This is a genomic window from Kitasatospora sp. NPDC001225 (assembly GCF_053597855.1).
Window position 1 is genome coordinate 1 of sequence record NZ_JBSFJC010000115.1, and the last position, 25,649, is coordinate 25,649.

A 25,649-nucleotide genomic window follows, 5' to 3' on the forward strand; every position below is an offset into this window, starting at 1 on the left:
GGCGGCGTTGGGGTGCGTGCATCGCAAGGCGGAGGAGGGAGCCACTGCGGAGCATTGGCGACCGACGACAACGCGGCGAGGTGCGTGCCCCGGCGCCGCCCCGCAGACGCGAGTTCGACGACAGGCCCTAAGCTCGGCGCCATGACCGACGAGACGAGGCCCGGGCCCTCCGGGCGGCACCCCGAACCCGCCGACGGCGCGGGCGAGTTCAACCGGAACGTGATCGCGGAGTTCCGCACCCGGCAGGGGGCCGTCGGCGGCCCGCTCGCCGACGCGCCGGTCCTCCTGCTCACCGTGGTCGGCGCCCGCAGCGGCGAGCCGCGCACCACTCCCCTGGTCTACCTGCCGGACGGCGGGCGGCTGGTGGTCTTCGCCTCCAACGGCGGCAGCGAGCAGGACCCGCTCTGGTACCGCAACCTGGTGGCCCACCCCGAGGTGACCGTCGAGGTCGGCGCCGAGCGCTACCCGGCCCTGGCGGCCCCGGTCGACCCGGCCGAGCACGACGCGCTCTGGGCCCGTCAGATCGCCGCCCAGCCCCAGTTCGCCGGCTACCGCACCACCGCCCGGACCGTCCCGCTGGTGGCCCTCAGCCGCGCCTGACGCACAGGGGCGCCCGCCGCCCGGGCACCACGACGGCCCCGGACTCCGAGGAGTCCGGGGCCGTGGCGTGCGGCGGGGCCGTGGGGCCGTCAGATGTGCACGGACGGGCCCGCGTCGGTGGTGCCGCGGCGGGTGAGCAGGCCGAGCGCGGCGGCGGCGAGGGCCACCACGGAGGCCACCGCGAAGGCCAGCGACATGCCGCTCACGAAGGACTCGTGGACGGCGCCGGCCATCGCGTCCACCGCCTGCTGCGGGGTGCCGGCCGGGGCCGGCGGGGCGATGCCGAGCTGGGCGGCCTGCTTGAGGCCCTCGCCCGCCGCGCCCTCGACCGGCGGCAGGCCGGCCTTCGCCCAGTTGCCCGGCAGCACGTCGCCGACCTTGGCGGCCATCAGCGCGCCCAGCACCGCGGTGCCGAGGCTGCCGCCGACCTGCATCGCGGCCTGCTGGAGGCCGCCGGCCACGCCGGAGAGCTCCAGCGGGGCGTTGCCGACGATCACCTCGGTGGCGCCGACCATGACCGGGCTGATGCCGAGGCCCATCAGGACGAACCAGAGCGACATCACGCCGTTGCCGGAGCCGGTGTCCAGGGTGGACATGCCGTACATCGCGACGGTGGTGATCAGCATCCCGGCCACGATCGGGATGCGCGGGCCAAGCTTCCCGATCGCCAGGCCGGCCAGCGGCGAGCCGACGATCATCATGCCGGTCATCGGCAGCAGGTGGACGCCGGCGTCGACCGGCTTCATCCCGTGCACGTTCTGGAGGTAGAAGGTCACGAAGAAGATCGCGCCGAAGAACGCGAAGGCCATCAGCGCCATCAGCAGCACGCCCGCCGACAGCGGCACCGAGCGGAACAGGCCGAGCGGCACCAGCGGCTCGCGGGCCTTGCCCTGCCAGAGCGCGAACAGCACCATCAGGACCACCGCGCCGCCCAGGAACAGCAGCGTCCGCCCGTCGCCCCAGCCCCACTCGGGGGCCTTGATGATGCCGAAGACCAGCGCGAACATCCCCACCGAGAGCAGCGCGATGCCGGGCAGGTCGAAGGACTTGGCGGCCTTCTCGGCGCGGACGTCCCGCAGGATCCACAGGCCCAGCGCCAGCGCGATCAGGCCGACCGGGACGTTGATGAAGAACACCGACTCCCAGTTGACGTGCTCGACCAGCAGGCCGCCGACGATCGGGCCGGCCGCGGTGGAGGCGCCGATCACGCCGCCCCAGATGCCGATCGCCATGTTGAGCCGCTCGGCCGGGAAGGCCCCGCGCAGCAGGCCGAGCGCGGCCGGCTGGAGCAGCGCGCCGAACAGGCCCTGGAGCACCCGGAAGGCGATCACGGTCTGGATGTTGCCGGCGAAGCCGATCGCGGCCGAGGTCACGGCGAAGCCCACCGCGCCGACCAGGAAGGTGGCCTTGTGGCCGAAGCGGTCGCCGATCTTGCCGGCGGTGACCAGGAAGACCGCCAGGGCCAGCAGGTAGCCGCTGGTGACCCACTGGATCTCGGCGGGCGCCGCGTGCAGCTTCTCCTGGATCACCGGATTGGCGATGGCGACGATCGTGCCGTCCAGCGCGACCATCATGACGCCGACCGCGACGGTCAGCAGGGTCAGCCAGGGGTGCCCCTTGAGGCCGCCCCCCGACGGCGGGTTCGGCGGCGGCGGTGCGTCCGCCTCGGAGTTCTTCACGACGGACTGGCTCATCAGGGCCCTCCGGGGGCGTGGCTGGGGTGCAGGACGTGGTCGTGGCGCCCCGGCCCACCCGTCCCCACAGGTGCCCCGGCCCGACGGGCGCCACCTCGGCAGATTATGTCAGCCGCTGACATTCGGCAAACAGTGACTTCTGGCCATAACTGACATTTGTCAGAGCGCTAGGATCGTGCTCCCACCGCCGTACCCAGCCCTCCGGAAGGCCCCTGCTCATGGCCGCTCACACCCCCCGCACCACCGACGCCCCGGAGGGCCCCGGGCGCACGCCCGGACTGCGCGAGCGCAAGAAGCAGCAGACCCGGTACGCCCTGATCCAGGCCGCCCACGTGCTCTTCCTCCGGCAGGGCTTCGCCCGGACGACCGTCGACGAGATCGCCTCCGCCGTCGACGTCTCCCAGCGCACCTTCTTCCGCTACTTCGCCAACAAGGACGAGGTCGCGCTCGCCGTGATGGCCGTGGCCGAGGACTACTTCATGGAGTGCCTGCGCCACCGCCCGGCCGAGGAGACCCCGCTCCAGGCCCTGCGCGCCTCGATCGTCAAGGCCTGGCACGACCTCGGCAGCGAGGAGGCCGCCGGCCCCGGCTCGATCCACAGCGCCCTCGAACTCATGCGGATGATCGAGGAGACGCCCCCGCTGCTCGCCGCCCACCTGCGGCGGGTCAACGAGCAGGAGCGGCTGGTCGTCCGGGTGCTCGCCGAACGCGAGGGCCTGGACCCGGCCGAGGACCTGCGCCCGGCCGTGCTCGCCGCCGTCTTCGGCGGACTGCTGCGCCTGGCCCACCTCTCCTGGAGCGCCGAGCACGAGCCGGCCGGCCCCGAGGGCATGGTCGCGGTGATCGAGCGTCACTTCGACCAGCTCGGCCCGGCCCTGGCCGGCCACTGGCACGACCGCGCGTAGTACCCGGCCGCGCACCCGCGTCATACCGGGGTATCACCCGGTACCCCGGTAGCACCCGGAAAATCGGGCTCCGGTGCGACGCCCGGCGGGGCCCCGCCCTCCTAGGCTGGCGCGCGATGAAGAACCTCACCGCCGCCGACCTCCGCCCGCACGCCCTGCGCCTGCTGGGCACCTTCCGACACCACCTGACCACCCCGAGCGGCGGCCACACCCCGCTGCTCGGAACGTCGCCCCGGCGCTGGGTGCGCCGGCTGCCGTACGCCGTCGTCCTGATCATGCTGTCCTCGCTGATCCCCGCCGGGATCGCCACCCTGGTCGGCTTCTTCGGCCTGGTGCTCCCGGTGGCCGGCGCGCTCACCGTCGCCCAGACGGTGCCGCTGCTGCTCGCCATCACCCGGCCGCTGGCCGCCTGGTGGATCAGCGCGGGCACCCTGGTCGCCACCGCCACCATCACCGCCCGGTACGACCAGGACGGCGGCACCTGGCCGTGGACCGCGCCGATGATCCTCTCGTACCTCTTCCTGCTGATCGCCCTGGCGCTGCGGGAGAGCCGGGCCACCCTGCTCTCGGTCTGGCTCGCCACCATCGCGCTCACCGCGCTCACCACCACGCTCGGCCTGCCCCGCTCCGGCGACGGCACCACCATGCTGCTGATCGCGCTCAGCGGCGCCGTGCTGCTGCTCGGCTGGGCCGTCCGGGACCGCGCCGAGGCGCGCCGGCTGCTCAGCGAGCAGGAGCAGATCAGCGAGGTCGAACGTGAACGCCGCACCCTGCTGGAGGAACGCGCCCGGATCGCACGGGAGTTGCACGACGTGGTCGCGCACCACATGTCGGTCATCGCGGTGCAGGCCGCCAGCGCGCCGTACCGGATCACCGGGGTGCCGGACGAGGCCGCCGAGGAGTTCACCGCGATAGCCGGCACCGCCCGCGAGTCGCTGGCCGAGATGCGCCGGCTGCTCGGCGTGCTGCGCAGCGAGGAGTCCGGCGGGGAGCGGGCCCCGCAGCCCGGGGTGGGCCAACTCGCCCAGCTGGTCGAGACGGTGGGCCGGGCCGGGGTACCGGCCGAACTGACGGTGGAACCGGGCCTGGTGGACCTGCTGGACCAGGCACCGCAGGCCGTCGGCCTGTCCGCCTACCGGATCGTGCAGGAGGCGCTGGCCAACGTGGTGCGGCACGCCCCCGGCGCGCGGGCCTGGGTGTCGCTGAGCACCGACGGCCCGGCGCTGCTGGTGACGGTGGTCAACGCGCCCCCGCCGCAGCGCACCGAGTCGCTGGAGGCCTCGGTCGAGGGCACCGGGCAGGGGCTGGTCGGAATGCGTGAACGCGTCCGGCTGGTCGATGGCAGGCTGGACACCGGCCCGTTGCCGGACGGCGGCTTCAAGGTGGCCGCCGTCCTGCCCGTCGACCGCCCCGACACCGACACCCCCCAGGAGACCACCGCATGACCATCCGCGTGATCATCGTCGACGACCAGGCCATGGTGCGCGCGGGCTTCGCGGCCCTGCTCAACGCCCAGAGCGACATCGACGTGGTGGGGGACGCGGCGGACGGCGCCCAGGCCCTGGAGGTCAACGGCCGCACCCACCCGGACCTGGTGCTGATGGACGTCCGGATGCCCGTCATGGACGGCCTGGAGGCGGCCCGGCGGCTGCTCGACCCGGCCGTGCCCGGCGCCCACCGGCCCAAGGTGCTGATGCTGACCACCTTCGACGTGGACGACTACGTGTACGAGGCGCTGCGCGCCGGGGCCAGCGGCTTCCTGCTCAAGGACGCCCCGCCGGCCGACCTGATCGCGGCGGTCCGGGTGGTCGCGGCCGGCGAGGCGCTGCTCGCCCCCTCGGTGACCCGCCGGCTGATCGAGGACTTCGCCCGTACCCGCCCGGCCAGGCGCCGCGACCCCAAGGTGCGGCTCAACGGCCTGACCCCGCGCGAGACCGAGGTGCTGGAGCTGATCGCCCGCGGCCTGTCCAACCAGGAGATAGCCGCCGGGCTGGTGCTCGCCGAGCAGACCGTCAAGACCCACATCGGGCGCATCCTCGCCAAGCTCGGCCTGCACAACCGCGCCCAGGCGGTGATCCTGGCCTACGAGTCCGGCCTGGTGACACCGGGTCAGTAACTGGCAGCTGTTCGCCCGCTCGCCTCCGGGCGCTCTCGACCCGGCGCCGACGGTCGGCGCTCCCTCGTTCCTTCGTCACTCCCTCGCTTCTCCCTTTCGGCACCGGCGCGCCCTTCGGCTCGGGGCGGCCGTCTCCTCTGATACCCGGGTAGCACCCGGGAGTTGGCCCCGCGGTGTGACGTCCGCGGGGCCGTCGCATTCCTACCTTCCTCCTCGTCGGAAGCCGAACCGAGTCGGCGGCCGAACGGACGAGGAAGGAGCAGGGACATGCGCAGGTTTCGAGCCGGGCGGGCGATCGCCGGCGCCGCGGTGGCAGTGGCGATCATGCTCGGCGCGGGCGGCTGGGCCGCCGACACCCAGACCCCGGTCACCGGCCCGCCGCCCGGCAGCGCCGCGTGGACGGCCGACACCTCGCTCGGCCTGCGGCTGCCCGACCCGGCCACCACCGAACCGGCCCGGGTCGCCGCGTTCTTCGCCGGGCTGGACCCGGCCCGGCAGGACGCCCTGACCGCCCGGTACCCGCTGGTGGTCGGCAACCTGGACGGCGCCCCGGTCGCCCTCCGGTACCGGGCCAACGCCCTGGCGCTGACCGCCGAGCGCACCCGCGAACTCGCCCGGGCCGCCGACCCCGCCCTCACCCCGCAGGACCACGAGGCCGCCCGCACCCGCGCCGAGCGCTACCGCGCCCTGCTGGACGGCGACCGGCGGATCCTCGCCTTCGACCCGCGCGGCCGCGGTCAGGTCGCCGAGGTGTACGGCGACCTCGCCACCGCCCGCCGCACCGCCGTGATCGTCCCCGGCTCCGACACCGACCTGCTCCGCTTCGACCGCGCCGGCGACCCGTACGGCACCCCGGCCGGCATGGCCCGGGCGCTCCTGGACGCCACCGGCGGACAGACCGCCGTGATCGCCTGGGCCGGCTACACCACCCCGCTCGGCCTCGGCCTGGACGCCGCCACCGAGGACCTGGCCCGGGCCGGCGCCCCCCGCCTCACCCGGCTGCTCGACGGACTCGCCGCCACCACCCGCCCGCAGGACCCGCCCACCGTGTTCTGCCACAGCTACGGCTCGGTGGTCTGCGGCCTGGCCCGCCCCACCCCCGCACAGGCCTCCGGCGTGGTGGTGCTCGGCTCGCCCGGCATGGGCGTCGGCTCGGCCGCCGACCTCGACCCGGGCGTCCCGCTCTGGGCCACCGCCCGCAACGACTCCGACTGGATCGGCGACGTGCCCAAGGTCCGGCTGTTCGGCCTCGGCCACGGCGCCGACCCGACCGCCCCCGGCTTCGGCGCCCGCCCGCTGCCCGCCACCGGATCCCACGGCCACACCGGCTACTTCGCCCCCGGCACCGCCTCCCTCGCCGCCTACGCCGCCGTCGCCCTCGGCCTCGCCTGACCCGCCCGCACCGGAAGGAGCACCACCATGGCCGACACCCTCGCCGCCCCGCCCCGTACCCCCCGAGCGCTCTCCGCCGGACCGCTCACCGCCCTGCGCCGCGCCGCCGCGCGGGTCGACGCGAAGACCCCGGCCGACCGCGACCGCGCCCTGGACGGGCTGCGCGCCCTCGCCCTGCTCGCCGTACCGGTCGGCCACTGGATGCTCGGCGGCTTCACCCGCTCCCCCGACGGCGCCCTGCACAACGCCAGCCCGCTCTCCACCCTCGGCTTCTTCGCCCCGCTCAGCTGGGTGCTCCAGATGCTCGGGGTGTTCTTCCTGGTCGGCGGCCACTCCTCGGTCCGCTCGCTGGAGCGGGCCCGGGCCAAGGGCGTCACGTACGGCGGCTGGCTGCGGGCCCGTGCGGTCCGGCTGCTGCGCCCGGTGCTCGGGGTGGCGGCCGTCTGGGCGGCGCTGATCCCGCTGCTGCCCGCGCTCGGCGTCCCCGAGGACACCGTGCGCACCGGCGCCACCCTGGTGGTGCAGCCGCTCTGGTACATCGGGGTCTACCTGGGGCTGACGGCCCTCACCCCGCTCTGCGTGGCCGCCGGGCGCCGGCTGGGCGGCTGGTCGGCGGGCCTGCTGGTGGCCTCGGTCGCCGCCGTCGACCTGCTGCGGTACGGGCCGTGGGCCGGGGCGGTGCCGTCCTGGGTCGCGCTGCTGAACATCCTGCCGGGCTGGCTGTTCGGCTACCAGCTGGGCGTGCTCTGGGCGCAGGGCCGGCTCGGCCGCCCGGCGGCCCGGGTGCTGCTGCTCGGCGGCGGCGCGCTGTTCGCCGCGCTGCTGCTGGTCTTCCACTACCCGGCCAGCATGGTCGGCGTGCCCGGGGCGGAGCGGACCAACTCGCACCCGCCGTCCCTGCTGGTGCTCGCCCTGGCGGCGTTCCAGTGCGGCGCCGCGGTGCTGCTGCGGGAGCGGCTGGGCCGGCTGCTGACCGGCCGTCCGCTGCTCTGGCTGCCGGTCGTGGTGGTCAACCTGTCGGCGATGACGATCTTCTGCTGGCACCAGAGCGCGATGCTCGCGGTGGCGGTGCCCGGCGCGGCCGCCCTGGGCGCCGTCCCGGGGCTGAGCACGGCGCCGGACTCGCTCGGCTGGGTGCTCGCCCGGCTGGCGCTGCTGCCGCTGTTCGGCGCCGTGCTGGTGGCGGTCGGCTGGTTCACCCGCCGGTTCGACGGCCCGTGGACGGCCCTCTCCCGGGGCGGCAAGGCGGTGGCCGGGGCCGCGGCGGCGCTGTTCGCGGCGTACGCGCTGGGCATGGTGTGACGGTCCGCCGGGTGCGGCCTGGCCGAACGGCGGGGCGCACCACCGTCGCTGGGGCGTGGACCGGTCGGTCCGCGCCCCTGCGGCCGTCGCCCACCGCCCCCGGTGCGCCGTGCCGCGCGCCGGGGGCGCGCTGTCAGTGCCCTGCCCTACCCTGCCGCCATGGTGACGTTCGACGAGTTCCGCACGATGGCCCTGGCCCTGCCGGAGGCCGCCCAGGAGCCGACCTGGGACATCGAGACGCTGCGGGTGCGCGGCCGGATCTTCGCGATGGGCGCGCCCGACGGGGACCGGGTCACCGTCAAGGCCTCCCCCGAGGACCAGGCCGAACTGCTCGCCGCCGAGCCCGAGGTGTTCTCCTCCGCCCCGTACGTCGGCCGGCACGGCTGGGTGAGCGTCCGGCTGGACCTGGTGGACGGGGACGAGCTGCGCGACCTGGTCACCGAGGCCTGGCGGCGGACGGCGCCGAAGCGCCTGGTCCGCGCGTTCGACGAATCCGGAGAGTCCGGGGTCTGAGTGCGCCCCTTCCCACCGGCCACACCGGCCTCCGTACGAACCACTGTCCGAACCACTGGGAGACGTCGGACGGACACCCCTGGTTCATGTGAGCCATCCCACAGTTTAGGCGTTCCCGGCATCCCTTCGGGCCCCCTAGGCTTGCGCAGGGAAGTCAGCAGAGCTATCGCACCCTCCGGGCACCACCGCCCGCGAAACGGTGCGGGCCCCAAGGGAGTTGGTGCGGTGCGCATCCGTCGGCGCTGGAAGCGGGTACTGATCGGGGCGTTCGCCGGCTGCGCGGTGCTCGCCGACGCCGGGGCCGTCGCCGCCGCGGCCGCCGTCTCCTCCGAACAGCTGGCGATCTCCACGCCCCCGGCCGGCAGCGCCGCCTGGGTCGAGGACCACTCCTTCGGCCTCTCCCTGCCCGACCCGGCGACCACCACCCCGGCCGCCGCCGCGGCGTTCTTCGCCTCGCTCGCGCCCACCGAGCTGGACCGGCTGATCCAGGACTACCCGCTGGTCGTCGGCAACTACGACGGCGCCCCGCTGGACCTGCGCTACCGCGCCAACCGGATCGCCCTGGCCGCCGAGCACGACCGGGCCCTGGCCCGCGCCGCCGACGGCACGCTGGACTCCGACACCCGCGCGCTGGCCGTCTCCCGCGCCAACGACGTCGAGCACCTGCTCGCCCCCGACCGGCAGATCCTGGCCTTCGACCCGCGCGGCCGCGGCCTGGTCACCGAGGTGTGGGGCGACCTCGCCGACGCCGAGCGGATCTCCGTGCTCGTCCCCGGCTCGGACGCCGACCTCGGCCACCACGACCAGGCGGCCGACCCGCTGCGCTCCCCGGCCGGCATGGCCCGCGCCCTCCACACCGAGGAGCAGCGCCAGGCCCCGGACACCCGGACCGCCGTGATCTCCTGGACCGGCTACGTCACCCCCTCCGGCCTCGGCCCGGACGCGGCCACCTCCCGGCTCGCCGACGTCGCCGCCCCCCGGCTGGAGCGGCTGCTCGCCGGGCTCAAGGAGACCACCCGGCCGGACGCGCCGCCGGCCCTGCTCTGCCACTCGTACGGCTCGGTGGTCTGCGGTACGGCCGCCCCGGACATCCCGCGCGCGGCCGCCTCGCCGTCCGACACCTCCGGCATCACCGACCTGGTGGTCTTCGGCAGCCCGGGCATGGGCGTGCAGAACACCGGCGAGCTGGGCGCGGGCGTGCACCTCTGGGCCACCCGCAACCCCAGCGACTGGATCGGCAACGTGCCGTTCATGGAGGTCGGCGGGCTCGGCCACGGCGCCGACCCGGCCGCGAGTGGCTTCGGCTCCGAGCTGATCTCCTCGGCCCGCGCGGCCGGCCACAACGGCTACCTCACCGAGGGCACCGACAGCCTGCACAACTTCGCGGCGATCTCCCTCGGCCACTACCAGGACGTGGTCCGGGCCAACCCGGGCTCCTAAGCCCTGTCTTCGTACAGCCGCAGGGCCTCCGCCGCCGCCCGGGCCAGTTCGCGCCGGGCGGCCGGCGGGGCCAGCACCTCGACGTCCGCGCCGAAGGCCAGCAGCGACCGGACGGCCGCCGGGGCCGGGAAGGCCATCGCCACCTCGGTCCACTCCTCGGCCGGGACGGCGCCCGGCTCCGGCGGCGGTGCGGTGACCCGGCCGCCGTGGATGCGCAGGAACATGTCCAGCCGTCCGCGCCGGACCCGCACCCGCACCGGCACGTCCTTCGGCAGCCGTTCGACCTGCTCGCGCAGCACCGCCCAGACCTCGCCGAGCCCGACCCCGGTCCGGCGGCGCACCGCCTCCTCGGTGGTGTCGGCGGCCAGCACCCGGTCGGCCCGGAACAGCCGCGGCTCGCCGTGCAGATCGGCCACCAGGTACCAGACCGCGGCCTTGCTCACCAGCCCGTACGGGTCGACGGTGTACTCCACCGGCGCGAGCGTGCCGCTGTGCCGGTAGCGCAGCCGCAGCCGCCGGTCGGCGAAGACGGCGTACTGCAGCTCGCCCAGGTCCGGCCCGGCGGCGGGGCCGGCCGCGCCGGGGGTCTGCATCCAGCGGGCCGGGTCGACCAGGATCCGCTCGCGGACCCGCTCGGCGGCCGGCCGGTGCGGGGCCGGCAGCGCCGCCATCACCTTGCGCAGCGCCGAGCCGAGCGCGCCGTCCAGCCCGAGGTCGCTGTGCGCGCCCTGGGCGGAGAGCACGAACAGCGCCCTGGCCTCGTCCGCGGTCAGGCCGGTGACGTCAGTGCGGTAGCCGGGCAGCAGGCCGATGCCGCCGTGCCGCCCGCGTTCGGTGAACACCGGCACCCCGGCGGCGGAGAGCGACTCGACGTCGCGGTAGATGGTGCGGACGGACACCTCCAGCCGTTCGGCGAGTTCGGTGGCGGGCACCCGGCCGCGGGTCTGGAGCAGCAGGAGGATCGAGAGCAGGCGGTCGGCCTTCATGGTCCAAGAATCCCAGTAATCCTGACGGCCGTTGTCAGGTTTTACTGGGAGATTGCGTTCCGGGCCCGAAAGGGGCCCGAACGACCACCCGACACCAGGGAGTTGAGCGCCATGACCGCCGTCCAGGACGCCCGCCCGCAGTACCAGGCCGCCCTCGACCAGCTGGAGAAGCTGTTCGCCACCGTCACCCCGGCCGACCTCGACCGGCCCACGCCCTGTACCGAGTTCACCCTGCGCGGGCTGCTGAACCACGTGGTCGGCGGCGTCCACCGGTTCGCGTACATGGGCGAGGGCGGCCACGCCGAGGACACCGTGGCCGCCATCGAGGACCCGTCCGACGAGGGCTGGCCGGCCGCCCTGGGCCGGGCCCGCGCCCGGGTGACCGCCGCCTGGGCGGACGACGCCAAGCTCGGCCGTCCGACCGTCGCCCCCTGGGGCGAGGTGCCCGGCGCGATGGCGGTCGGCGGCTACCTGATGGAGCTGGTGACCCACTCCGGGGACATCGCCCGGAGCCTCGACAACGGCTTCGCCCTGGACGACGACCTGGCGCGGACCGCCCTGGGCATCGCCGAGTTCGTGCTGCCGGCCGAGCGGCGGGTGCCGGGCGTTCCGTTCGCCGCCGTCCGGCCGGTCGCCGAGGACGCCGACGTGCACACCCGGCTGGCCGCCTGGACGGGCCGTACGGTCTGAGCCCGGCGGCCGACCCGGGGCGTCCGCCGACTCCCCGGGCCGCCGGTGCCCGCTACTCGCGCGCCGCCGAGGTGGAGCTCATGTCCGCGTAGCGGCTCCCCGCCACCCGGCCGGCCACCGGCTCCAGCAGCGCCAGCTCCTCGGCGGTCAGCCGCAGCGTCGCCGCCGCGGTGTTCTCGGCGAGCCGGCTCCGCTTGCGGGTGCCCGGGATCGGCACCACGGCCAGCCCGTGCACCTCGGCCCGCTGGTGCACCCAGGCCAGCGCGACCTGGGCGAGCGTGACGCCGCGGGCCGCGGCGATCTCCCGCAGCGGGTCGAGCAGTTCGCCGTTGGCGGCCGCGTTGTCGCCGGTGAAGCGGGGGTGGTTGCGGCGGTAGTCGTTCGCCGAGAGCTCCGTGGCGTCCTGGAAGGCGCCGGTCAGGAAGCCCCGCCCGAGCGGCGAGTACGGCACGAAGGCGACGCCCAGCTCCGCCGCGGCCGGCACCGCCGTGCTCTCGACGTCGCGGGCGAACACCGACCACTCGGACTGGAGCGCGGCGATCGGGTGGACGGCGTGCGCCTCGCGCAGCTCGGCCCCGGTCACCTCGGACAGGCCGAGGTGGCGCACCTTGCCGGCCTTCACCAGTTCGGCCATGGCGCCGACCGAGTCGGCCAGCGGCACGGCCGGGTCGCGGCGGTGCATGTAGTACAGGTCGATCTCGTCCACGCCGAGGCGGCGCAGCGAGGCGTCCACCGCGGTCCGGATGTACGCCGGGTCGTTGCTGATGCCGCGGACGGCGCCGTCCTCCTCGGAGCGCAGGATGGCGAACTTGGTGGCGAGCACCACCTTGTCCCGGTTGGCCCGGACGAAGGGGCCGATGAGCTCCTCGTTGCGGCCGGAGCCGTACATGTCGGCGGTGTCGAAGAGGGTGACGCCGGTCTCCAGCGCGGCGTCCAGGGTGGCGAGCGCCTCGTCGGCGTCGGTGGGGCCGTAGAACTCGCTCATGCCCATGCAGCCGAGGCCCTGGATGCCCACCAGCGGGCCGCCGGTGCCGAGTTCGACGGTGGGAAGGACGGTCTGAGTCATGCGCTCTGCTCTTCCTCTCCATGGATGTTCTGGCACTTGGCCGGGACCCCGGCGCCGACGGCGCCCTTCCCGGCATAGATGTCGATCTTGTAGTCGAGGACGGCGAGGGTCGCCTGGAGGTCCACGATCCGCTGTCGGACCTCCTCGCGCTGGGCCTCCAGGAGCAGCCGACGCTCCCCGTAGGTCTGCTCGCCCTGGCGGGCCATGTCCACGTACTTGAGCATGTCCGCCACCGACATGCCGGTCAGCCGCAGCCGGCCCAGGAAGGCCAGCCGGTGCAGATCGGCGTCGGAGTAGCGGCGCTGGCCGCCCGCCGCCCGGTCGACCGGGTCCAGCAGGCCGATCCGCTCGTACCAGCGCAGGGTGTGGGCGGTCAGCCCGCTCGCCGTGGCGACCTCGCTGATGGTGTGCCTCGGGCTCGGGTCCGGATCGCCGACGGGGCGGCTGAAGACCTCGGAGCAGCTGCGCAGGTCGATCTCGATGCGTGCGGGTGCGGCCATCGCTCGTTCCCCCTTGTCCTGTGCGACGGGAACGACGCTACAGAGTTGGAGTGCACTCCAAGCAAGCCCGACATCCGGGTGGGCCCGCCACCACCTTTTCCGAGGATTTTCCCGGCGACTAGAGTCGGGCCCATGGAGAGCTTGCGGATGATCGAGAACTGGCCGGTGCCCCATGCCGCGGTGGCGGTGGTCCGGGCGGCGGACGGCGCGGTGCTGGGCGCGCACGGGCCGCAGCAGCACCTGTTCCCGCTCGCCTCGGTGACCAAGCTGCTCACCTCGTACGCGGCGCTGGTCGCCCTGGAGGAGGGCGTGTTCGAGCTGGACGACCCGGCCGGGCCGCCCGGGTCCACCGTCCGCCACCTGCTCGCGCACACCTCCGGCCTGGGCTTCGACGAGGACCGGGTGTTCGCCGAGCCCGGCAACCGCCGGCTCTACTCCAACGCGGGCTTCGACGCGCTGGCCCGGACGCTCTCCGAGGCCGCCGGGATCGAGTTCTCCCGCTACGTCGCCGAGGCGGTGTTCGAGCCGCTGGGCATGACGGACACCCTGATCCACACCGCCCACAAGTCCCCGGCCGGCGCCGGCGGCCTGTCCACCGTCGCCGACCTCACCCGGTTCGCCGCCGAGCTGCAGGCCCCCAAGCTGCTGGACCCGTCCACCGTCCGGCAGGCCACCCGCGAGGTCGCCTTCCCCGGCACCAGCGGCGTGCTGCCCGGCTACGGCCACCGCCGCCCGAACGACTGGGGCCTCGGCTTCGAGATCCGCGACGGCAAGAGCCCGCACTGGACCGGCACCGCCAACTCCCCCGGAACCTTCGGCCACTTCGGCCAGTCCGGCACCTTCCTGTGGGTCGACCCGCAGGCCGGCGCGGCCTGCGTCGCGCTCACCGACCGGGACTTCGGACCGTGGGCGGTCGAGGCCTGGCCGGCCTTCTCGGACGCGGTGCTGGCGGAACTGAACGGCTAGCCGTACGAGACCGGCGAGTGCATCTCCCAGAGCAGGAGTTCGGCGCCGGTCTCCCCCGCCGCCGGGTCGGCGAAGGCCTCGCCGGTGATCCGCACGCTGTCGCCCGGGACCATCGAGCGGCCGCCGCCCTTGGGCCCCGGGACGGTCCGGTAGCCCAGCGAGCCGGCCGTCAGGTGCGCGTACCGCCAGGGCGCCTCGGGCAGCGGCGGCAGCGGCTGCCACGGCCCGGCGGTGGCCAGCCAGAGCGCGGCGTCGCGGCGGCGCAGCCGCAGGGCGTCCGTCCCGGCGTCGCGCTCCAGACCGGAGGCGAGCAGCGTCAACCCGCCGTCCGCCGGTTCCACCTTGCGCAGGCCGTACGCGGGCGGCGCGTCGAACTCGTCCGGCTGGAGCCACATCTGGACGAAGCGGACCGGCCCGGTGGCGCCGCCGACGTTGCGCTCGGTGTGGGTGACGCCGGAGCCGGCGCTGAGGTGCTGCACCATCCCGGGCCGGACCACCCCGCTGTGGCCGTGCGAGTCCCGGTGGGCCAGCGCCCCCTCCAGCACCCAGGTGAGGATCTCGGTGTCCCGGTGCTTGTGCTCCTCGAACCCGGCGCCGGGGGCGAGGAGTTCCTCGTTGCACGCGAGCAGCGCGCCGAAGTGGGTGTTCTTCGGGTCGTAGTGGCCCGAGAAGGAGAACGCGTGCCGGGTCTCGACGCCCTCGGCCGGGGCGGAGCGGTAGCGTTCGGCGGTGCGGCGCAGGTCGGCGCGGGGGCGGTCGGCGGCTTCGGTCACGCCCCCACCGTAGTCGCCGGCGCGCGGGGTGTGACTCTTGCCACCGCGCCGCTCCGCCGGGGGGTGTGCACGAGCAGTCACTCGCGTGAGGCAGTCTTGTCCTTGTGCCAGCCGCTTCCGCGAACTCCAAGAGCGAACCCAGCCCCAGCCCCGCACCCGACCCCACCGGGAAGAGCCCGGCCGCCCGGGCGGGCCGTGACCGCCCCGGCCGCGCGGCGCCCCGCCTGACGGCGCAGGAGCGCAGAAACGCCGCCGAGCGCGCCGAGCGCCGGGCCGCGACGCTCAAGCGGCTGGAGAAGTCCTCCGGCAAGCTGGCCACCGCCGCGATCTCGCGGATGGACGACCAGCTCGGCTGGTACCGGCGGATGCCCCCGGAGCACCGGTCCTGGATCGGCCTGGTCGCCCAGGCCGGCATCGCCGCCTTCACCGAGTGGTACCGCCACCCCGACGCCGCCCAGGCGATCTCCACCGACGTCTTCGGCACCGCCCCGCGCGAGCTGACCAGGGCGATCACCCTGCGCCAGACCGTCGAGCTGATCCGCACCACGATCGAGGTGATGGAGGAGGCCATCGAGGAGGTGGCCGCCCCCGGCGACGAGGCGGACATGCGCGAGTCGGTGCTGGTCTACGCCCGGGAGATCGCCTTCGCGACCGCCCAGGTGTACGCCCAGGCCGCCGAGGCGCGCGGCGCCTGGGACGCCCGGCTGGAGGCGCTGGTGGTCAACTCGCTGCTGTCCGGCGACGCCGACGAGGGCGTGCTCTCGCGGGCCGCGGCGCTCGGCTGGGGCCAGCCCAGCCAGGTCCGGGTGGTGATGGGCAGCGCGCCGGACGGCGACAGCGAGCTGGTGGTCGAGGCGATCCGCCGGGCCGCCCGGTACGCCAAGCTGAACGTGCTGACCGGGGTGCTGGGCAAGCGCCTGGTGGTCGTGGTCGGCGGCGAGAAGGAGCCGGTGCACGCGGCCCGCGCGCTGATCGGCCAGTTCGCGCCGGGCCCGGTGGTGGTCGGCCCGACCGTGCCCGACCTGCTCTCCGCGACCCGCTCGGCCGCCGCCGCCGCGGCTGGCCTGCGGGCCTGCGCCGCCTGGCCGGACGCCCCCCGCCCGGTGCTGGCCGACGACCTGCTGCCCGAACGGGCGCTGGCCGGCGACCAGGCCGCGCGCCGCCAGCTGGTGGAGGAGATCTACACACCGCTGGACGAGGCCGGCTCCGCCCTGCTGGAGACGCTGAGTGTCTACCTGGAGCAGGCCTCCTCGCTGGAGGGTGCGGCCCGGATGCTCTTCGTCCACCCGAATACGGTGCGCTACCGGCTACGACGTGTGACTGACGTCACGGGGTACGCCCCCTCCGACGTACGTTCGGCGTTCACTCTGCGGATCGCACTGGCCCTCGGCCGGCTGGACGCCGTCGGGGAGCCCGGCTGAGCCGGAGTGTAGGGACCATACAATCCCGGATGGTTTTCTTCGTTACCGTCGCCTACCCGCCCCTGGGCGCCTGGCGAGAGAGGGTTGAACCGTGCTCGTAATCGTCGCCCCTGGACAGGGTGCCCAGTCCCCCGGTTTCCTCAGCCCCTGGCTGGAGCTCGACGGCGTCGCCGACCGCCTGCGCGGTTGGTCGGAGGTCGCCGGGCTCGACCTGGTGCACGCCGGGACCGAGGCGTCCGCCGAGGAGATCAAGGACACCGCCGTCGCCCAGCCGCTGCTGGTCGCGGCCGGTCTGGTGACCGCCCGGGAGCTGTTCCCGGACGAGGACGCCGCCCGTGCGCTGGTCGGCGCCGTGGCCGGCCACAGCGTCGGTGAGATCACCGCCGCCGCCGGCGCCGGGGTGCTCACCGCCCACGACGCGCTGACCTTCGTGCGCGAGCGCGGCCGGGCCATGGCCGAGGCCGCCGCCGTCACCGAGACGGGCATGCTCGCCCTGCTCGGCGGCGAGCCGGAGGAGGTCGCGGCCAAGCTGGCCGAGCACGGCCTGACGGCGGCCAACAACAACGGCGGCGGCCAGATCGTCGCCGCCGGCACGCTGGACCAGCTGGAGGCGCTGAAGGCGGACCCGCCGACCCGCTCCAAGCTGGTGGCCCTCAAGGTGGCCGGCGCCTTCCACACCGAGCACATGGCCCCGGGCGTCGAGCGGCTGGCCGAGCTGGCCCCGACCCTGACCAGCGTGGCCGACCCGAAGGTCCGCTACGTCTCCAACAAGGACGGCGCGGTCGTGGACTCCGGCGCGGAGGTCCTCGCCCGCCTGGTGTCGCAGGTCTCCAACCCGGTCCGCTGGGACCTCTGCATGGAGACCCTCGGGCAGCTGGGCGCGACGGCCGTGATCGAGCTGTCCCCGGCCGGCACCCTCACCGCGCTGCTCAAGCGCAACCTCAAGGGTGTGGCCACGCTCGCCCTCAAGACCCCCGCCGATCTGGACAAGGCCCGCGCGCTCGTCGCGGAGCACGGCGGTCAGGAGCAGGAGAACCAGGCATGACCAAGCCCCAGATCCGTCCGGTGAGCGGCGCGCAGTACTCGCGCATCCTCGGCGTCGGCGGCTACCGTCCGGTCCGGGTGATCCCCAACTCCGAGGTCCTGGAGTGGATCGACTCCTCGGACGAGTGGATCCGCACCCGCAGCGGGATCGCCGAGCGCCGCTGGGCCGGCCCGGAGGAGTCCGTCTCCGAGATGTCCGTCCAGGCCGCCGGCAAGGCGATCGCCCAGGCCGGGATCACCGCCGAGCAGATCGGCGGCGTGATCGTCTCGACCGTCTCGCACTTCAAGCAGACCCCGGCGATCGCCACCGAGATCTCCGAGCGGCTCGGCTGCGGCACCGCCCCGGCCTTCGACATCTCGGCCGCCTGCGCCGGCTTCGGCTACGGCCTGGGCCTGGCCGACGGCATGATCCGCGGCGGCAACGCCGAGTACGTGCTGGTCATCGGCGTCGAGCGGCTCAGCGACCTGACCGACCGGTCGGACCGCTCCACCGCCTTCATCTTCGGCGACGGCGCCGGCGCCGTGGTCGTCGGCCCGTCCGACACTCCCGGCATCGGCAAGCTGGTCTGGGGCTCGGACGGCTCGCAGGCCGACCTGATCACCCAGACCGAGGCCTGGGACACCGCCTTCGCCAAGTCCGACGCCGTCAACGGCGCGGGCGAGGAGACCAAGTGGCCGGCCCTGCGGATGGACGGCCAGCCGGTCTTCCGCTGGGCGGTGTGGGAGATGGCCAAGGTGGCCCAGCAGGCGCTGGACGCCGCCGGGATCACCGCCGACCAGCTCGGCGCGTTCATCCCGCACCAGGCCAACATGCGGATCACGGATGCCATGATCAAGGCGCTCAAGCTGCCGGAGTCGGTGCCCGTCGCCCGCGACATCGCCGAGACCGGCAACACCTCCGCCGCCTCCATCCCGCTGGCGATGGAACGCATGCTGGAGAGCGGTGAGGCCCACAGCGGGGACCTGGCCCTGATCATCGGGTTCGGGGCGGGTCTCGTGTACGCCGCGGCAGTCGTTACTCTCCCCTAGGCGCATTCGCCCAATCCACAAGCCTGTGTCCGGCCGCCGGCCGGACGCGTTCAACACCGAAGAGGAGCAGCCAGTATGGCTACCAAGGACGAGGTCCTGGAAGGTCTCGCCGAGATCGTCAACGAGATCGCCGGTATCCCGACCGAGGATGTCGCGCTCGACAAGTCCTTCACCGATGACCTGGACGTCGACTCGCTGTCCATGGTCGAGGTCGTCGTGGCCGCCGAGGAGCGCTTCGACGTCAAGATCCCGGACGACGAGGTCAAGAACCTGAAGACCGTCGGCGACGCGGTGGACTACATCCTCGCCAACGCCGCCTGAGCGATCGAGTCGTTCGACTCGGCCAGCCCGCCCGGCGTCCCGTACGCCGGCGGGGGCTGACCGGTCGGCCGGGCTCGTGGAGCCCGACCGACCCCACCGGCCGGGACGCCCCCTCACCGGGGCGCCCGGCCGGGCCCATCCTCGGCACGCCGCCGACCCCTGCACACGTGAGAGAAGAAGAAACCAGTGACCGCTGAAAACCGCACCGTGGTCGTCACGGGTATCGGCGCCTTCACGCCGCTGGGCGCCGACGCCGCCAGCACCTGGGAGAACCTGGTCGCCGGCAAGTCCGGCGTGGTCGCCCTGACCGAGGAGTGGGCCGAGGACCTGCCCGTCAAGATCGCCGCACGCACCGCCGTCGAGCCCGGCACCATCCTGCCCCGCCCGCTGGCCCGCAAGCTGGACCGCTCGGCCCAGTTCGCGCTGATCGCCGCCCGCGAGGCCTGGGCCGACGCGGGCTTCGAGACCCCCGCCACCGACGAGTCCTCCAAGCTCGCCCCCGAGCGCCTGGGCACCGTCATCGCCTCCGGCATCGGCGGCGTGACCACCCTCCTCGACCAGTACGACGTGCTGAAGGAGAAGGGCGCCCGCAAGGTCTCCCCGCACACCGTCCCGATGCTGATGCCCAACTCCCCGGCGGCCAACGTCGGTCTGGAGGTCGGCGCCCGCGCGGGTGTGCACACCCCCGTCTCCGCCTGCGCCTCCGGCGCCGAGGCGATCGGCTACGCGATCGAGATGATCCGCACCGGCCGCGCCGACGTCGTGGTGGCCGGCGGCACCGAGGCCGCGATCCACCCGCTGCCGATCGCCGCGTTCGCCAACATGATGGCGATGTCCAAGAACAACGACCAGCCCCAGCGCGCCTCCCGCCCGTACGACAAGGGCCGCGACGGCTTCGTGCTGGGCGAGGGCGCCGGCGTGGTCGTGCTGGAGTCGATCGAGCACGCCGAGGCGCGCGGCGCCCGGATCTACTGCGAGGCCGTGGGCCAGGGCCTGTCCTCGGACGCCCACCACATCGCCCAGCCCGAGCCGACCGGCGCCGGCGTGGCCCGCGCGCTGGCCGACCTGTTCGAGCGAAACGAGCTGGACAAGGCCGAGATCGTGCACGTCAACGCGCACGCCACCTCGACCCCGCAGGGCGACACCGCCGAGCTGAAGGCGCTGCGCAAGGAGCTGGGCGACGACCTCGACCACATCGCCGTCTCGGCCACCAAGTCGATGACCGGCCACCTGCTGGGCGGCGCCGGCGGCATCGAGACCGTCGCCACCGTGCTGGCCCTGTACCACCGGATCGCCCCGCCGACCATCAACGTGGACGAGCTGGACGACGACGTGGAGGCCGACATCGTCCGCGACGAGGCCCGCAAGCTGCCCGAGGGCCGGATCGCCGCGCTGAACAACTCGTTCGGCTTCGGCGGCCACAACGTGGTGCTGGCCTTCCGCACCCACTGACGCCCGTGACGAAGGGGCCGGCGCTCGCCGTGAGCGCCGGCCCCTTCGTCGTACCCGTCTTCGCCGTACCCGTCCGGTCCGTCCGCTGTCCGCGCGGCCCCCGGGGCGGCCTCAGACCACCTGGTGCAGCCAGCGCACCGGCGCGCCCTCGCCCGCGTACCGGAACGGCTCCAGCTCGTCGTCCCAGGGCTTGCCGAGCAGCCGGGCGATCTCGGCCTCCAGGTCGGCGCCCTCGCTGCGGGCGCGCAGCAGGACGGCGCGCAGCCGGTCCTCGGGGATCAGGATGTCGCCGTGGATGCCCGTGACGGCGTGGAAGATGCCGAGCGAGGGCGTGCTGCTGTACCGCTCCCCCTCCGCCGTGGCGCAGGGCTCGCTGGTCACCTCGTACCGCATCAGCTGCCAGCCGCGCAGCGCGGAGGCGAGTTTCGAAGCCGTACCGGGCTCCCCCTGCCAGGAGAGCTCGGCACGCCAGTGCCCGGGTGCGGCCGGCTGGCGGATCCAGTCCAGGCTCACCCGCACACCGAGCACCCCCGCGACGGCCCACTCGACGTGCGGGCACAGCGCGCGGGGCGCGGAGTGGACGTACAGGACTCCACGTGTCGTCACCGGGACCTCCAGGCTGTGGACGAGGGTCGCCTTCCCCAGCTGCCTCGTGCCTGCAGTTGATCCGCAGTTACTCACGTTAGCCGACATTAAGCTACTAAATTGAGCAAAACGGACAGGCTTTCGCTCAATGCTAGTCGAATCCTCAACGAGGTCTACCCCTCGGCCGGATCTCTCCCCCGAACGGCCCCATCGTCGGCGGGACCACCGTACCGCGAGGCGCCACAGGATGGATGACGCACTTTCGGATCCGGACGGAATGCGGTAGTGCGGCCGCGGCGCCCGCGCCCGACCGCGGGCCGCACACGACGGACCGCCCCGCCGCCCGGTGGGGGCGGCGGGGCGGTCGGGTCTCCTGACGGATCGTCAGCCGTCCAGGCGGACGACCATCTTGCCGGTGTTGACGCCGCTCAGCAGACCGAGGAAGGCGTCCACCGTGCCGTCGATGCCCTCGCTCACCGTCTCGCGGTACTTCAGCTCACCGGAACGCACCCATGCCGAGACCTCCTCGACGAACTTCGGCTGGAGGTCGTAGTGGTCGCCGACGAGCAGCCCCTCCATGCGGAAGCGCTTGGCGATGATCTGCGCCAGGTTGCGCGGGGCCGGAGTGGGCTCGGTGGCGTTGTACTGCGAGATCATGCCGCAGACCGCGATGCGCCCGTGCAGGTTGATCGAGTCGATCGCCGCTTCGAGGTGCTCGCCGCCCACGTTGTCGAAGTACACGTCGATGCCGTCGGGGGCCGCCGCCCGGAGCTGGTCGGCCACCGGACCGTTCTTGTAGTTGAACGCGGCGTCGAACCCGTACTCCTCCACCAGGAGTTCGACCTTCTCGTCCGAGCCGGCGGAGCCGATCACCCGCGACGCGCCCTTCAGCCTGGCGAGCTGGCCGACGATGCCGCCCACGGCGCCGGCCGCGCCGGACACGAACACCACGTCGCCGGCCTTGATCCCGGCGACCCGCGTCAGCCCCGCGTACGCGGTCAGCCCCGGCATGCCCAGCACGCCCAGGTAGGTGGAGAGCGGCGCGGCGTCCGGGTCCACCTTGACGGCCGTCCTGGGGTCGAACGTCGCGTACTCGCGCCAGCCGAAGAAGTGCAGGACGTAGTCGCCCTCGGCGAAGCCCTCCGCCCGCGAGGCGACGACCCGGCCGACCGCGCCGCCCAGCATCGGCTTGTCCAGCTCGTACGGCTCCGCGTAGGACTTGCGGTCCGACATCCGGCCCCGCATGTACGGGTCCACCGAGAGGTAGACGTTGCGGACCAGGACCTCGCCCGGGCCGGGGGTCCGGACCGGGGCCTCGACCAGGGCGAAGTCGGTCGGCACCGGCCAGCCCTGGGGGCGGGCGGCGAGGTGCCATTCACGGGCGGTCGCGGGGGTGGCGGCCTGCTCTGCCATCGGGGGCTCCTTGAGGGTTCGGGTGCGGGTTCAGGCGCTGTTCACAACATGAAAGGTTGATGAACTGAAGTAACGATGGGCATGAAAGGTTCACCCTGTCAACTTTTCAGGTAGACTTTTGACCATGGAGACCCAGCCCGTCGAGGACGCCACGCCGCAGCCCGACGAGATCACCCGCGAGGTCGTCGACCTGATGGCCAACCTGGTCGCGCTGTTCCACCGCGAGTACGAGGAGGCCGCCGCCGCCCGCTCGCTCACCGGCGCCCAGGCCAAGGTGCTCGCCCTGCTGCGGCGCGGACCGATGCCGATGCGCCAGATCGCCCAGACGCTCAGCTGCGAGCCCTCCAACATCACCGGCATCGTCGACCGGCTCGAATCCCGCGGCTTCGTCACCCGCGAGGCCGACCGGCACGACCGCCGGGTCAAGCTGGTCGCCGCCACCGGCACCGGCTCGGCCGCCTCCGAGGAGCTCCGCGAGTCGCTCAACTTCGCCCGCGAGCCGCTGGCCGCACTCGGCCCGGACGAGCGGACGGCCCTGCGCGACCTGCTCCGGAGGATGCTCGCGGGCGCCTCCGGCCCTGGCGCGTGACCAGCATCACAGGTCCCGGGGGCTGTCCGTTGGCCCCGGGGGGGTAACCGAACCGCCTCCCGGAACGTCTAACGTTCGAACATCGAACATCGAACGCGAGATACCTGAAGACGGGGGGCACTGAGGATGAGCAGCAGTGCGCGTCGGCGCCGCTACCTGCGGACCGCCATCGGCCTGGCCGCCGCACTGGTGCTGTCGGTCGCGGGTGCCGGAGCCTGGTTCTACCACCGGCTGGACAACAACATCACCACCTTCGACCCGGGCGGCGTCGCCACCGAGCGCCCGCCGGCCGCCGTGCCGGCCAGCCCCGGCGCCCAGGTGCCGGTCAACGTGCTGCTGCTCGGCTCGGACACCCGCGACGGGGGCAACGACTCGCTGGGCGGCGGCGACGAGGGCGTCGGCCACTCGGACACCGCGATCCTGGTGCACATCTACGCCGACCACAAGCACGCCGTCGGCGTCTCGATCCCCCGCGACACCCTGGTCACCATCCCGTCCTGCAAGCTGCCGAACGGCAGCTGGACGACGCCGAAGAACGACCAGATGTTCAACTCCGCCTTCACCGTCGGCCTGGCGGAGAGCGGCAACCCGGCCTGCACCCAGAACACCGTCGAGAAGCTGACCGGGCTGCGGATCGACCACACCGTCGTGGTCGACTTCAAGGGCGCGGCCGCGATGTCCGACGCCGTGGGCGGCGTGGAGGCCTGCGTGCCCAACGACGTCAACCAGTTCGGCATACACCTCAAGAAGGGCCTCCAGAAGCTCTCCGGGCAGTCCGCGGTGGACTACCTGAGAGCGCGCCACGGCATCGGCGACAACTCCGACATCGGCCGGATGAAGCGCCAGCAGGCCTTCCTCTCGTCGATGATCAAGAAGGTGCAGGGCCAGGGCTTCTCGCTGCCCACCCTGCTGCCGCTGGCCGACGCGGCCACCAAGTCGCTCACCGTGGACGAGGGTCTCGGCACCGCGATGAAGCTGGTGGACTTCGCCCGCTCGATCCAGGACATCAAGCTCTCGGACGTCTCCTTCGTCACCGCCCCCTGGCGCTTCGCCGGCGAGCGGGTGCGGCTGGTCCAGCCGGACGCCGACGCGCTCTGGAAGCTGCTGCGCGAGGACCGCACCCTGGACGGGCAGAGCACCTCCGGGACGGGCCAGGTGACCTCCTCCCCCGGCGCCGACCCGGGGGCCCCGGCCGCCCCGGCCACGCCGCTCACCCCGGAGCAGGCCGCGGCGCCGATCACCGTGGTCAACGGGGTCGGCACGCCCGGCCTGGCCGGCTCCGGCGCCGAGACGCTCAAGGCGCGCGGCTTCCGGAGCATCACCCTCGGCCCCAACTCCCCCGGGCAGCAGGCCACCCAGGTCTCCTACGACCCCGCGCTGAAGGCCGTCGCCGACCAGGTCGTGGCGCTCTTCCCCGGTGCCAAGGCGGTCGAGGAGCCCGGCTCGGGGGCGATCACCGTCACCCTCGGCGCCGACTACCGCGGGGCGGGCACCCGGATCGACGCGGTGGCCGCCCCGAGCCCGGAGCCCGGTGCCGGGACCGCACCCGGGGCTGCCGCCGGGGCCCCTGCCGGGGCGGGCGCCGCCCCCGGCGCCACCGCGGGCAGCACCCCCGGCGCCCTCCCGGGCGGCGTCCCCACCGGCATAGCGGAGAACACCCGCACCGCCGACACCGACCCGTGCGCGAACCTGACCTTCGGCTGACCGCGCCCGGCCTCCGGCCCGCCTGAGGGCCGGGCCACCCGTCGAACTCCCGCCCGCCCTCCCCGCGTTCGCCCGGGGAGGGCGGGCGGCCCGGCGTCCGGGCGGGCACCTCGCGCGGCTGAACCGTGGGCGCCTCGCCCCGACGGCCGCCGGCCGCTACTCCGGATCCGGCAGCCCGGTGACGACGGCGGTGAGGCGGGTGCCGCGCGGGAAGGCGCCCGCCGCCGCCAGGTCCGCCAGCGCGGCGAGCAGCTTGGCGACGTAGCGGCGCTCCAGCGGGACGCCGTGGCGGCGCTCGAACCGCTCGGCGAAGCCGGCCAGCTCGGCCGGGACCTTCCCGTAGCCGCCGCCGTGGTGCCCGTGGTCGATCCGCCAGTTGTCGAACCCGCGCCCGTAGGCGGCCCGGTGCAGCCGGGCGACCTCCTCCTCCAGGTAGCCCTCGCCGCCGCGCAGCACCGCCACCCCGAGCGCCCGGGCGCCCGCCGGCAGGCCGGCCGCGATGCCGGCCAGGGTGCCGCCGGTGCCGACCGGGCAGCAGACCACGTCCCGCTCGCCGAGGTCGGGCAGTTCGGCCGGGATCGCGGCCGCGCCGACGGCGGCCAGGGCGTTGGAGCCGCCCTCCGGGAGCACCAGGCAGGGGCCCCAGCGGCGGAGCGGGTCCGCCGCGCCGTCCTCCCCCTCGGCCCGGCCGGTGGCCTCCCGGTACGCGGCCCGGGTCAGGAACTCCAGCCGCATCCCGGCCGCCTCGGCGGCCCGCAGCGACCAGTTGCGCGGCCGGTCGGCCAGCTCCTCGCCGCGGACCAGCCCCACGCTCTCCAGTCCGAGCGCGCCGGCGGCGGCCGCGACGGCCCGCAGGTGGGTCGAGTAGGCGCCGCCGAAGGTCAGCAGCCGGGTGTGGCCCCGCTCCACGGCGGCGGCCAGGTTGGGCGCCAGCTTGCGCCACTTGTTGCCGGGGACGGTCGGGTGCAGCAGGTCGTCCCGCTTCAGCCGCAGCTCCACCCCGGCCCAGGCGAAGGCCTCGTCGGTGCAGTCCACCAGCGGGGTCGGCAGCAGGGCGGCTTCGAGCATCCGGCCAGCATAAGGCGGACGCGCGGAGCCCGGCCCGCCGGTGCGGCGGCCGGGCGAGGACCACCGGCTCCATCAGGCTG

25 protein-coding genes are annotated in these 25,649 nt (G+C 74.3%); 17 read left to right on the forward strand and 8 right to left on the reverse strand.

Annotation, left to right across the window (positions count from 1 at the left end):
- Nucleotides 1–141: 141 nt before the first annotated feature.
- Nucleotides 142–600 (forward strand): nitroreductase/quinone reductase family protein, encoded by a 459-nt coding sequence (locus ACWDCZ_RS30245; RefSeq protein ID WP_079271734.1) that lies wholly within the window; start codon nucleotides 142–144, stop codon nucleotides 598–600.
- A gap of 89 nt (nucleotides 601–689) precedes the next feature.
- Here the strand turns inward: ACWDCZ_RS30245 and ACWDCZ_RS30250 are convergent, their stop codons facing one another.
- Nucleotides 690–2,279, reverse strand: a complete 1,590-nt coding sequence (locus ACWDCZ_RS30250) for an MFS transporter (protein WP_369808305.1) — start codon at nucleotides 2,277–2,279, stop codon at nucleotides 690–692.
- Nucleotides 2,280–2,512: 233 nt separating this feature from the next.
- Between ACWDCZ_RS30250 and ACWDCZ_RS30255 the strand changes: the two genes are divergently transcribed.
- The 7 genes from ACWDCZ_RS30255 (at nucleotide 2,513) to ACWDCZ_RS30285 (ending at nucleotide 9,962) form a co-directional block, all read left to right on the forward strand.
- Entirely contained in the window at nucleotides 2,513–3,199 is a 687-nt protein-coding gene (locus ACWDCZ_RS30255) for a TetR/AcrR family transcriptional regulator (protein ID WP_074000770.1), read from the forward strand.
- A 116-nt stretch (nucleotides 3,200–3,315) separates the two neighbouring features.
- Nucleotides 3,316–4,644, forward strand: coding sequence for a sensor histidine kinase (locus ACWDCZ_RS30260; RefSeq protein ID WP_117487556.1), 1,329 nt, complete (start codon nucleotides 3,316–3,318; stop codon nucleotides 4,642–4,644).
- Nucleotides 4,641–5,315, forward strand: coding sequence for a response regulator (locus ACWDCZ_RS30265; protein ID WP_380778091.1), 675 nt, complete (start codon nucleotides 4,641–4,643; stop codon nucleotides 5,313–5,315). The genes ACWDCZ_RS30260 and ACWDCZ_RS30265 overlap by 4 nt, the downstream gene beginning before the upstream one ends.
- Before the next feature lie 267 nt (nucleotides 5,316–5,582).
- Nucleotides 5,583–6,707, forward strand: a complete 1,125-nt coding sequence (locus ACWDCZ_RS30270) for an alpha/beta hydrolase (protein WP_449817487.1) — start codon at nucleotides 5,583–5,585, stop codon at nucleotides 6,705–6,707.
- Between the two features lie 27 nt (nucleotides 6,708–6,734).
- Entirely contained in the window at nucleotides 6,735–8,009 is a 1,275-nt protein-coding gene (locus ACWDCZ_RS30275; protein ID WP_449817488.1) for an acyltransferase family protein, read from the forward strand.
- Nucleotides 8,010–8,168: 159 nt separating this feature from the next.
- The gene (locus ACWDCZ_RS30280; protein WP_387966222.1) at nucleotides 8,169–8,522 is read left to right on the forward strand and encodes an MmcQ/YjbR family DNA-binding protein; all 354 of its coding nucleotides are present in this window, start codon (nucleotides 8,169–8,171) and stop codon (nucleotides 8,520–8,522) included.
- Nucleotides 8,523–8,747: 225 nt separating this feature from the next.
- Nucleotides 8,748–9,962, forward strand: coding sequence for an alpha/beta hydrolase (locus tag ACWDCZ_RS30285; RefSeq protein ID WP_449817489.1), 1,215 nt, complete (start codon nucleotides 8,748–8,750; stop codon nucleotides 9,960–9,962).
- Here the strand turns inward: ACWDCZ_RS30285 and ACWDCZ_RS30290 are convergent.
- Nucleotides 9,959–10,948: a helix-turn-helix transcriptional regulator gene (locus tag ACWDCZ_RS30290; RefSeq protein WP_449817490.1), complete on the reverse strand. Its 990-nt coding sequence runs from the start codon at nucleotides 10,946–10,948 to the stop codon at nucleotides 9,959–9,961. The two genes, ACWDCZ_RS30285 and ACWDCZ_RS30290, sit on opposite strands and share 4 nt — an antisense overlap.
- A gap of 111 nt (nucleotides 10,949–11,059) precedes the next feature.
- On the opposite strand from ACWDCZ_RS30290, the gene ACWDCZ_RS30295 reads away from it, so the two are divergent.
- Nucleotides 11,060–11,638 carry a TIGR03086 family metal-binding protein gene (locus ACWDCZ_RS30295; RefSeq protein WP_049652636.1) on the forward strand — a complete coding sequence of 193 codons (579 nt, stop codon included), beginning with the start codon at nucleotides 11,060–11,062 and terminating at the stop codon, nucleotides 11,636–11,638.
- Between the two features lie 52 nt (nucleotides 11,639–11,690).
- Here ACWDCZ_RS30295 and ACWDCZ_RS30300 read toward each other — a convergent pair whose 3' ends face one another.
- Both ACWDCZ_RS30300 and ACWDCZ_RS30305 read right to left on the reverse strand, forming a co-directional pair.
- Nucleotides 11,691–12,704 carry an aldo/keto reductase gene (locus ACWDCZ_RS30300; protein WP_449817491.1) on the reverse strand — a complete coding sequence of 338 codons (1,014 nt, stop codon included), beginning with the start codon at nucleotides 12,702–12,704 and terminating at the stop codon, nucleotides 11,691–11,693.
- Nucleotides 12,701–13,204: a MerR family transcriptional regulator gene (locus ACWDCZ_RS30305; RefSeq protein ID WP_416873346.1), complete on the reverse strand. Its 504-nt coding sequence runs from the start codon at nucleotides 13,202–13,204 to the stop codon at nucleotides 12,701–12,703. Before ACWDCZ_RS30305 ends, ACWDCZ_RS30300 begins: the two co-directional genes overlap by 4 nt.
- 132 nt (nucleotides 13,205–13,336) lie before the next feature.
- Here ACWDCZ_RS30305 and ACWDCZ_RS30310 point away from each other — a divergent pair, with 132 nt between their 5' ends.
- Complete coding sequence (locus tag ACWDCZ_RS30310; RefSeq protein WP_449817492.1) at nucleotides 13,337–14,170, forward strand: serine hydrolase domain-containing protein; 834 nt, start codon at nucleotides 13,337–13,339, stop codon at nucleotides 14,168–14,170.
- Here ACWDCZ_RS30310 and ACWDCZ_RS30315 read toward each other — a convergent pair.
- Entirely contained in the window at nucleotides 14,167–14,943 is a 777-nt protein-coding gene (locus tag ACWDCZ_RS30315) for a pirin family protein (RefSeq protein ID WP_380778106.1), read from the reverse strand. The two genes, ACWDCZ_RS30310 and ACWDCZ_RS30315, sit on opposite strands and share 4 nt — an antisense overlap.
- 224 nt (nucleotides 14,944–15,167) lie before the next feature.
- Here ACWDCZ_RS30315 and ACWDCZ_RS30320 point away from each other — a divergent pair, with 224 nt between their 5' ends.
- The 5 genes from ACWDCZ_RS30320 to fabF all read left to right on the forward strand — a co-directional run bounded on the left by ACWDCZ_RS30320 (nucleotide 15,168) and on the right by fabF (nucleotide 20,210).
- Entirely contained in the window at nucleotides 15,168–16,364 is a 1,197-nt protein-coding gene (locus ACWDCZ_RS30320; RefSeq protein WP_074001159.1) for a PucR family transcriptional regulator, read from the forward strand.
- Between the two features lie 91 nt (nucleotides 16,365–16,455).
- Nucleotides 16,456–17,409, forward strand: coding sequence for an ACP S-malonyltransferase (locus ACWDCZ_RS30325; RefSeq protein ID WP_049656695.1), 954 nt, complete (start codon nucleotides 16,456–16,458; stop codon nucleotides 17,407–17,409).
- On the forward strand, nucleotides 17,406–18,437 hold the full coding sequence (locus tag ACWDCZ_RS30330; RefSeq protein ID WP_049656693.1) for a beta-ketoacyl-ACP synthase III: 1,032 nt from the start codon (nucleotides 17,406–17,408) through the stop codon (nucleotides 18,435–18,437). Before ACWDCZ_RS30325 ends, ACWDCZ_RS30330 begins: the two co-directional genes overlap by 4 nt.
- Nucleotides 18,438–18,512: 75 nt before the next feature.
- Nucleotides 18,513–18,758, forward strand: coding sequence for an acyl carrier protein (locus tag ACWDCZ_RS30335; protein ID WP_049656691.1), 246 nt, complete (start codon nucleotides 18,513–18,515; stop codon nucleotides 18,756–18,758).
- Between the two features lie 186 nt (nucleotides 18,759–18,944).
- Nucleotides 18,945–20,210 carry a beta-ketoacyl-ACP synthase II gene (gene fabF, locus ACWDCZ_RS30340; RefSeq protein WP_049656688.1) on the forward strand — a complete coding sequence of 422 codons (1,266 nt, stop codon included), beginning with the start codon at nucleotides 18,945–18,947 and terminating at the stop codon, nucleotides 20,208–20,210.
- 111 nt (nucleotides 20,211–20,321) lie between these two features.
- On the opposite strand, the gene ACWDCZ_RS30345 is transcribed toward fabF, so the two are convergent.
- Together ACWDCZ_RS30345 and ACWDCZ_RS30350 are read right to left on the reverse strand one after the other, a co-directional pair.
- Nucleotides 20,322–20,816: a DUF3145 domain-containing protein gene (locus ACWDCZ_RS30345; protein ID WP_049656686.1), complete on the reverse strand. Its 495-nt coding sequence runs from the start codon at nucleotides 20,814–20,816 to the stop codon at nucleotides 20,322–20,324.
- A gap of 363 nt (nucleotides 20,817–21,179) precedes the next feature.
- Nucleotides 21,180–22,208, reverse strand: a complete 1,029-nt coding sequence (locus ACWDCZ_RS30350; RefSeq protein ID WP_380782409.1) for an NADP-dependent oxidoreductase — start codon at nucleotides 22,206–22,208, stop codon at nucleotides 21,180–21,182.
- Nucleotides 22,209–22,332: 124 nt separating this feature from the next.
- On the opposite strand from ACWDCZ_RS30350, the gene ACWDCZ_RS30355 reads away from it, so the two are divergent.
- Nucleotides 22,333–22,797, forward strand: coding sequence for a MarR family winged helix-turn-helix transcriptional regulator (locus tag ACWDCZ_RS30355; RefSeq protein ID WP_074000762.1), 465 nt, complete (start codon nucleotides 22,333–22,335; stop codon nucleotides 22,795–22,797).
- 126 nt (nucleotides 22,798–22,923) lie between these two features.
- Nucleotides 22,924–24,501, forward strand: a complete 1,578-nt coding sequence (locus ACWDCZ_RS30360; RefSeq protein WP_449817493.1) for an LCP family protein — start codon at nucleotides 22,924–22,926, stop codon at nucleotides 24,499–24,501.
- A gap of 156 nt (nucleotides 24,502–24,657) precedes the next feature.
- Here the strand turns inward: ACWDCZ_RS30360 and ACWDCZ_RS30365 are convergent, their stop codons facing one another.
- Nucleotides 24,658–25,569 carry a 1-aminocyclopropane-1-carboxylate deaminase/D-cysteine desulfhydrase gene (locus ACWDCZ_RS30365; RefSeq protein WP_449817494.1) on the reverse strand — a complete coding sequence of 304 codons (912 nt, stop codon included), beginning with the start codon at nucleotides 25,567–25,569 and terminating at the stop codon, nucleotides 24,658–24,660.
- Nucleotides 25,570–25,649 lie beyond the last annotated feature (80 nt).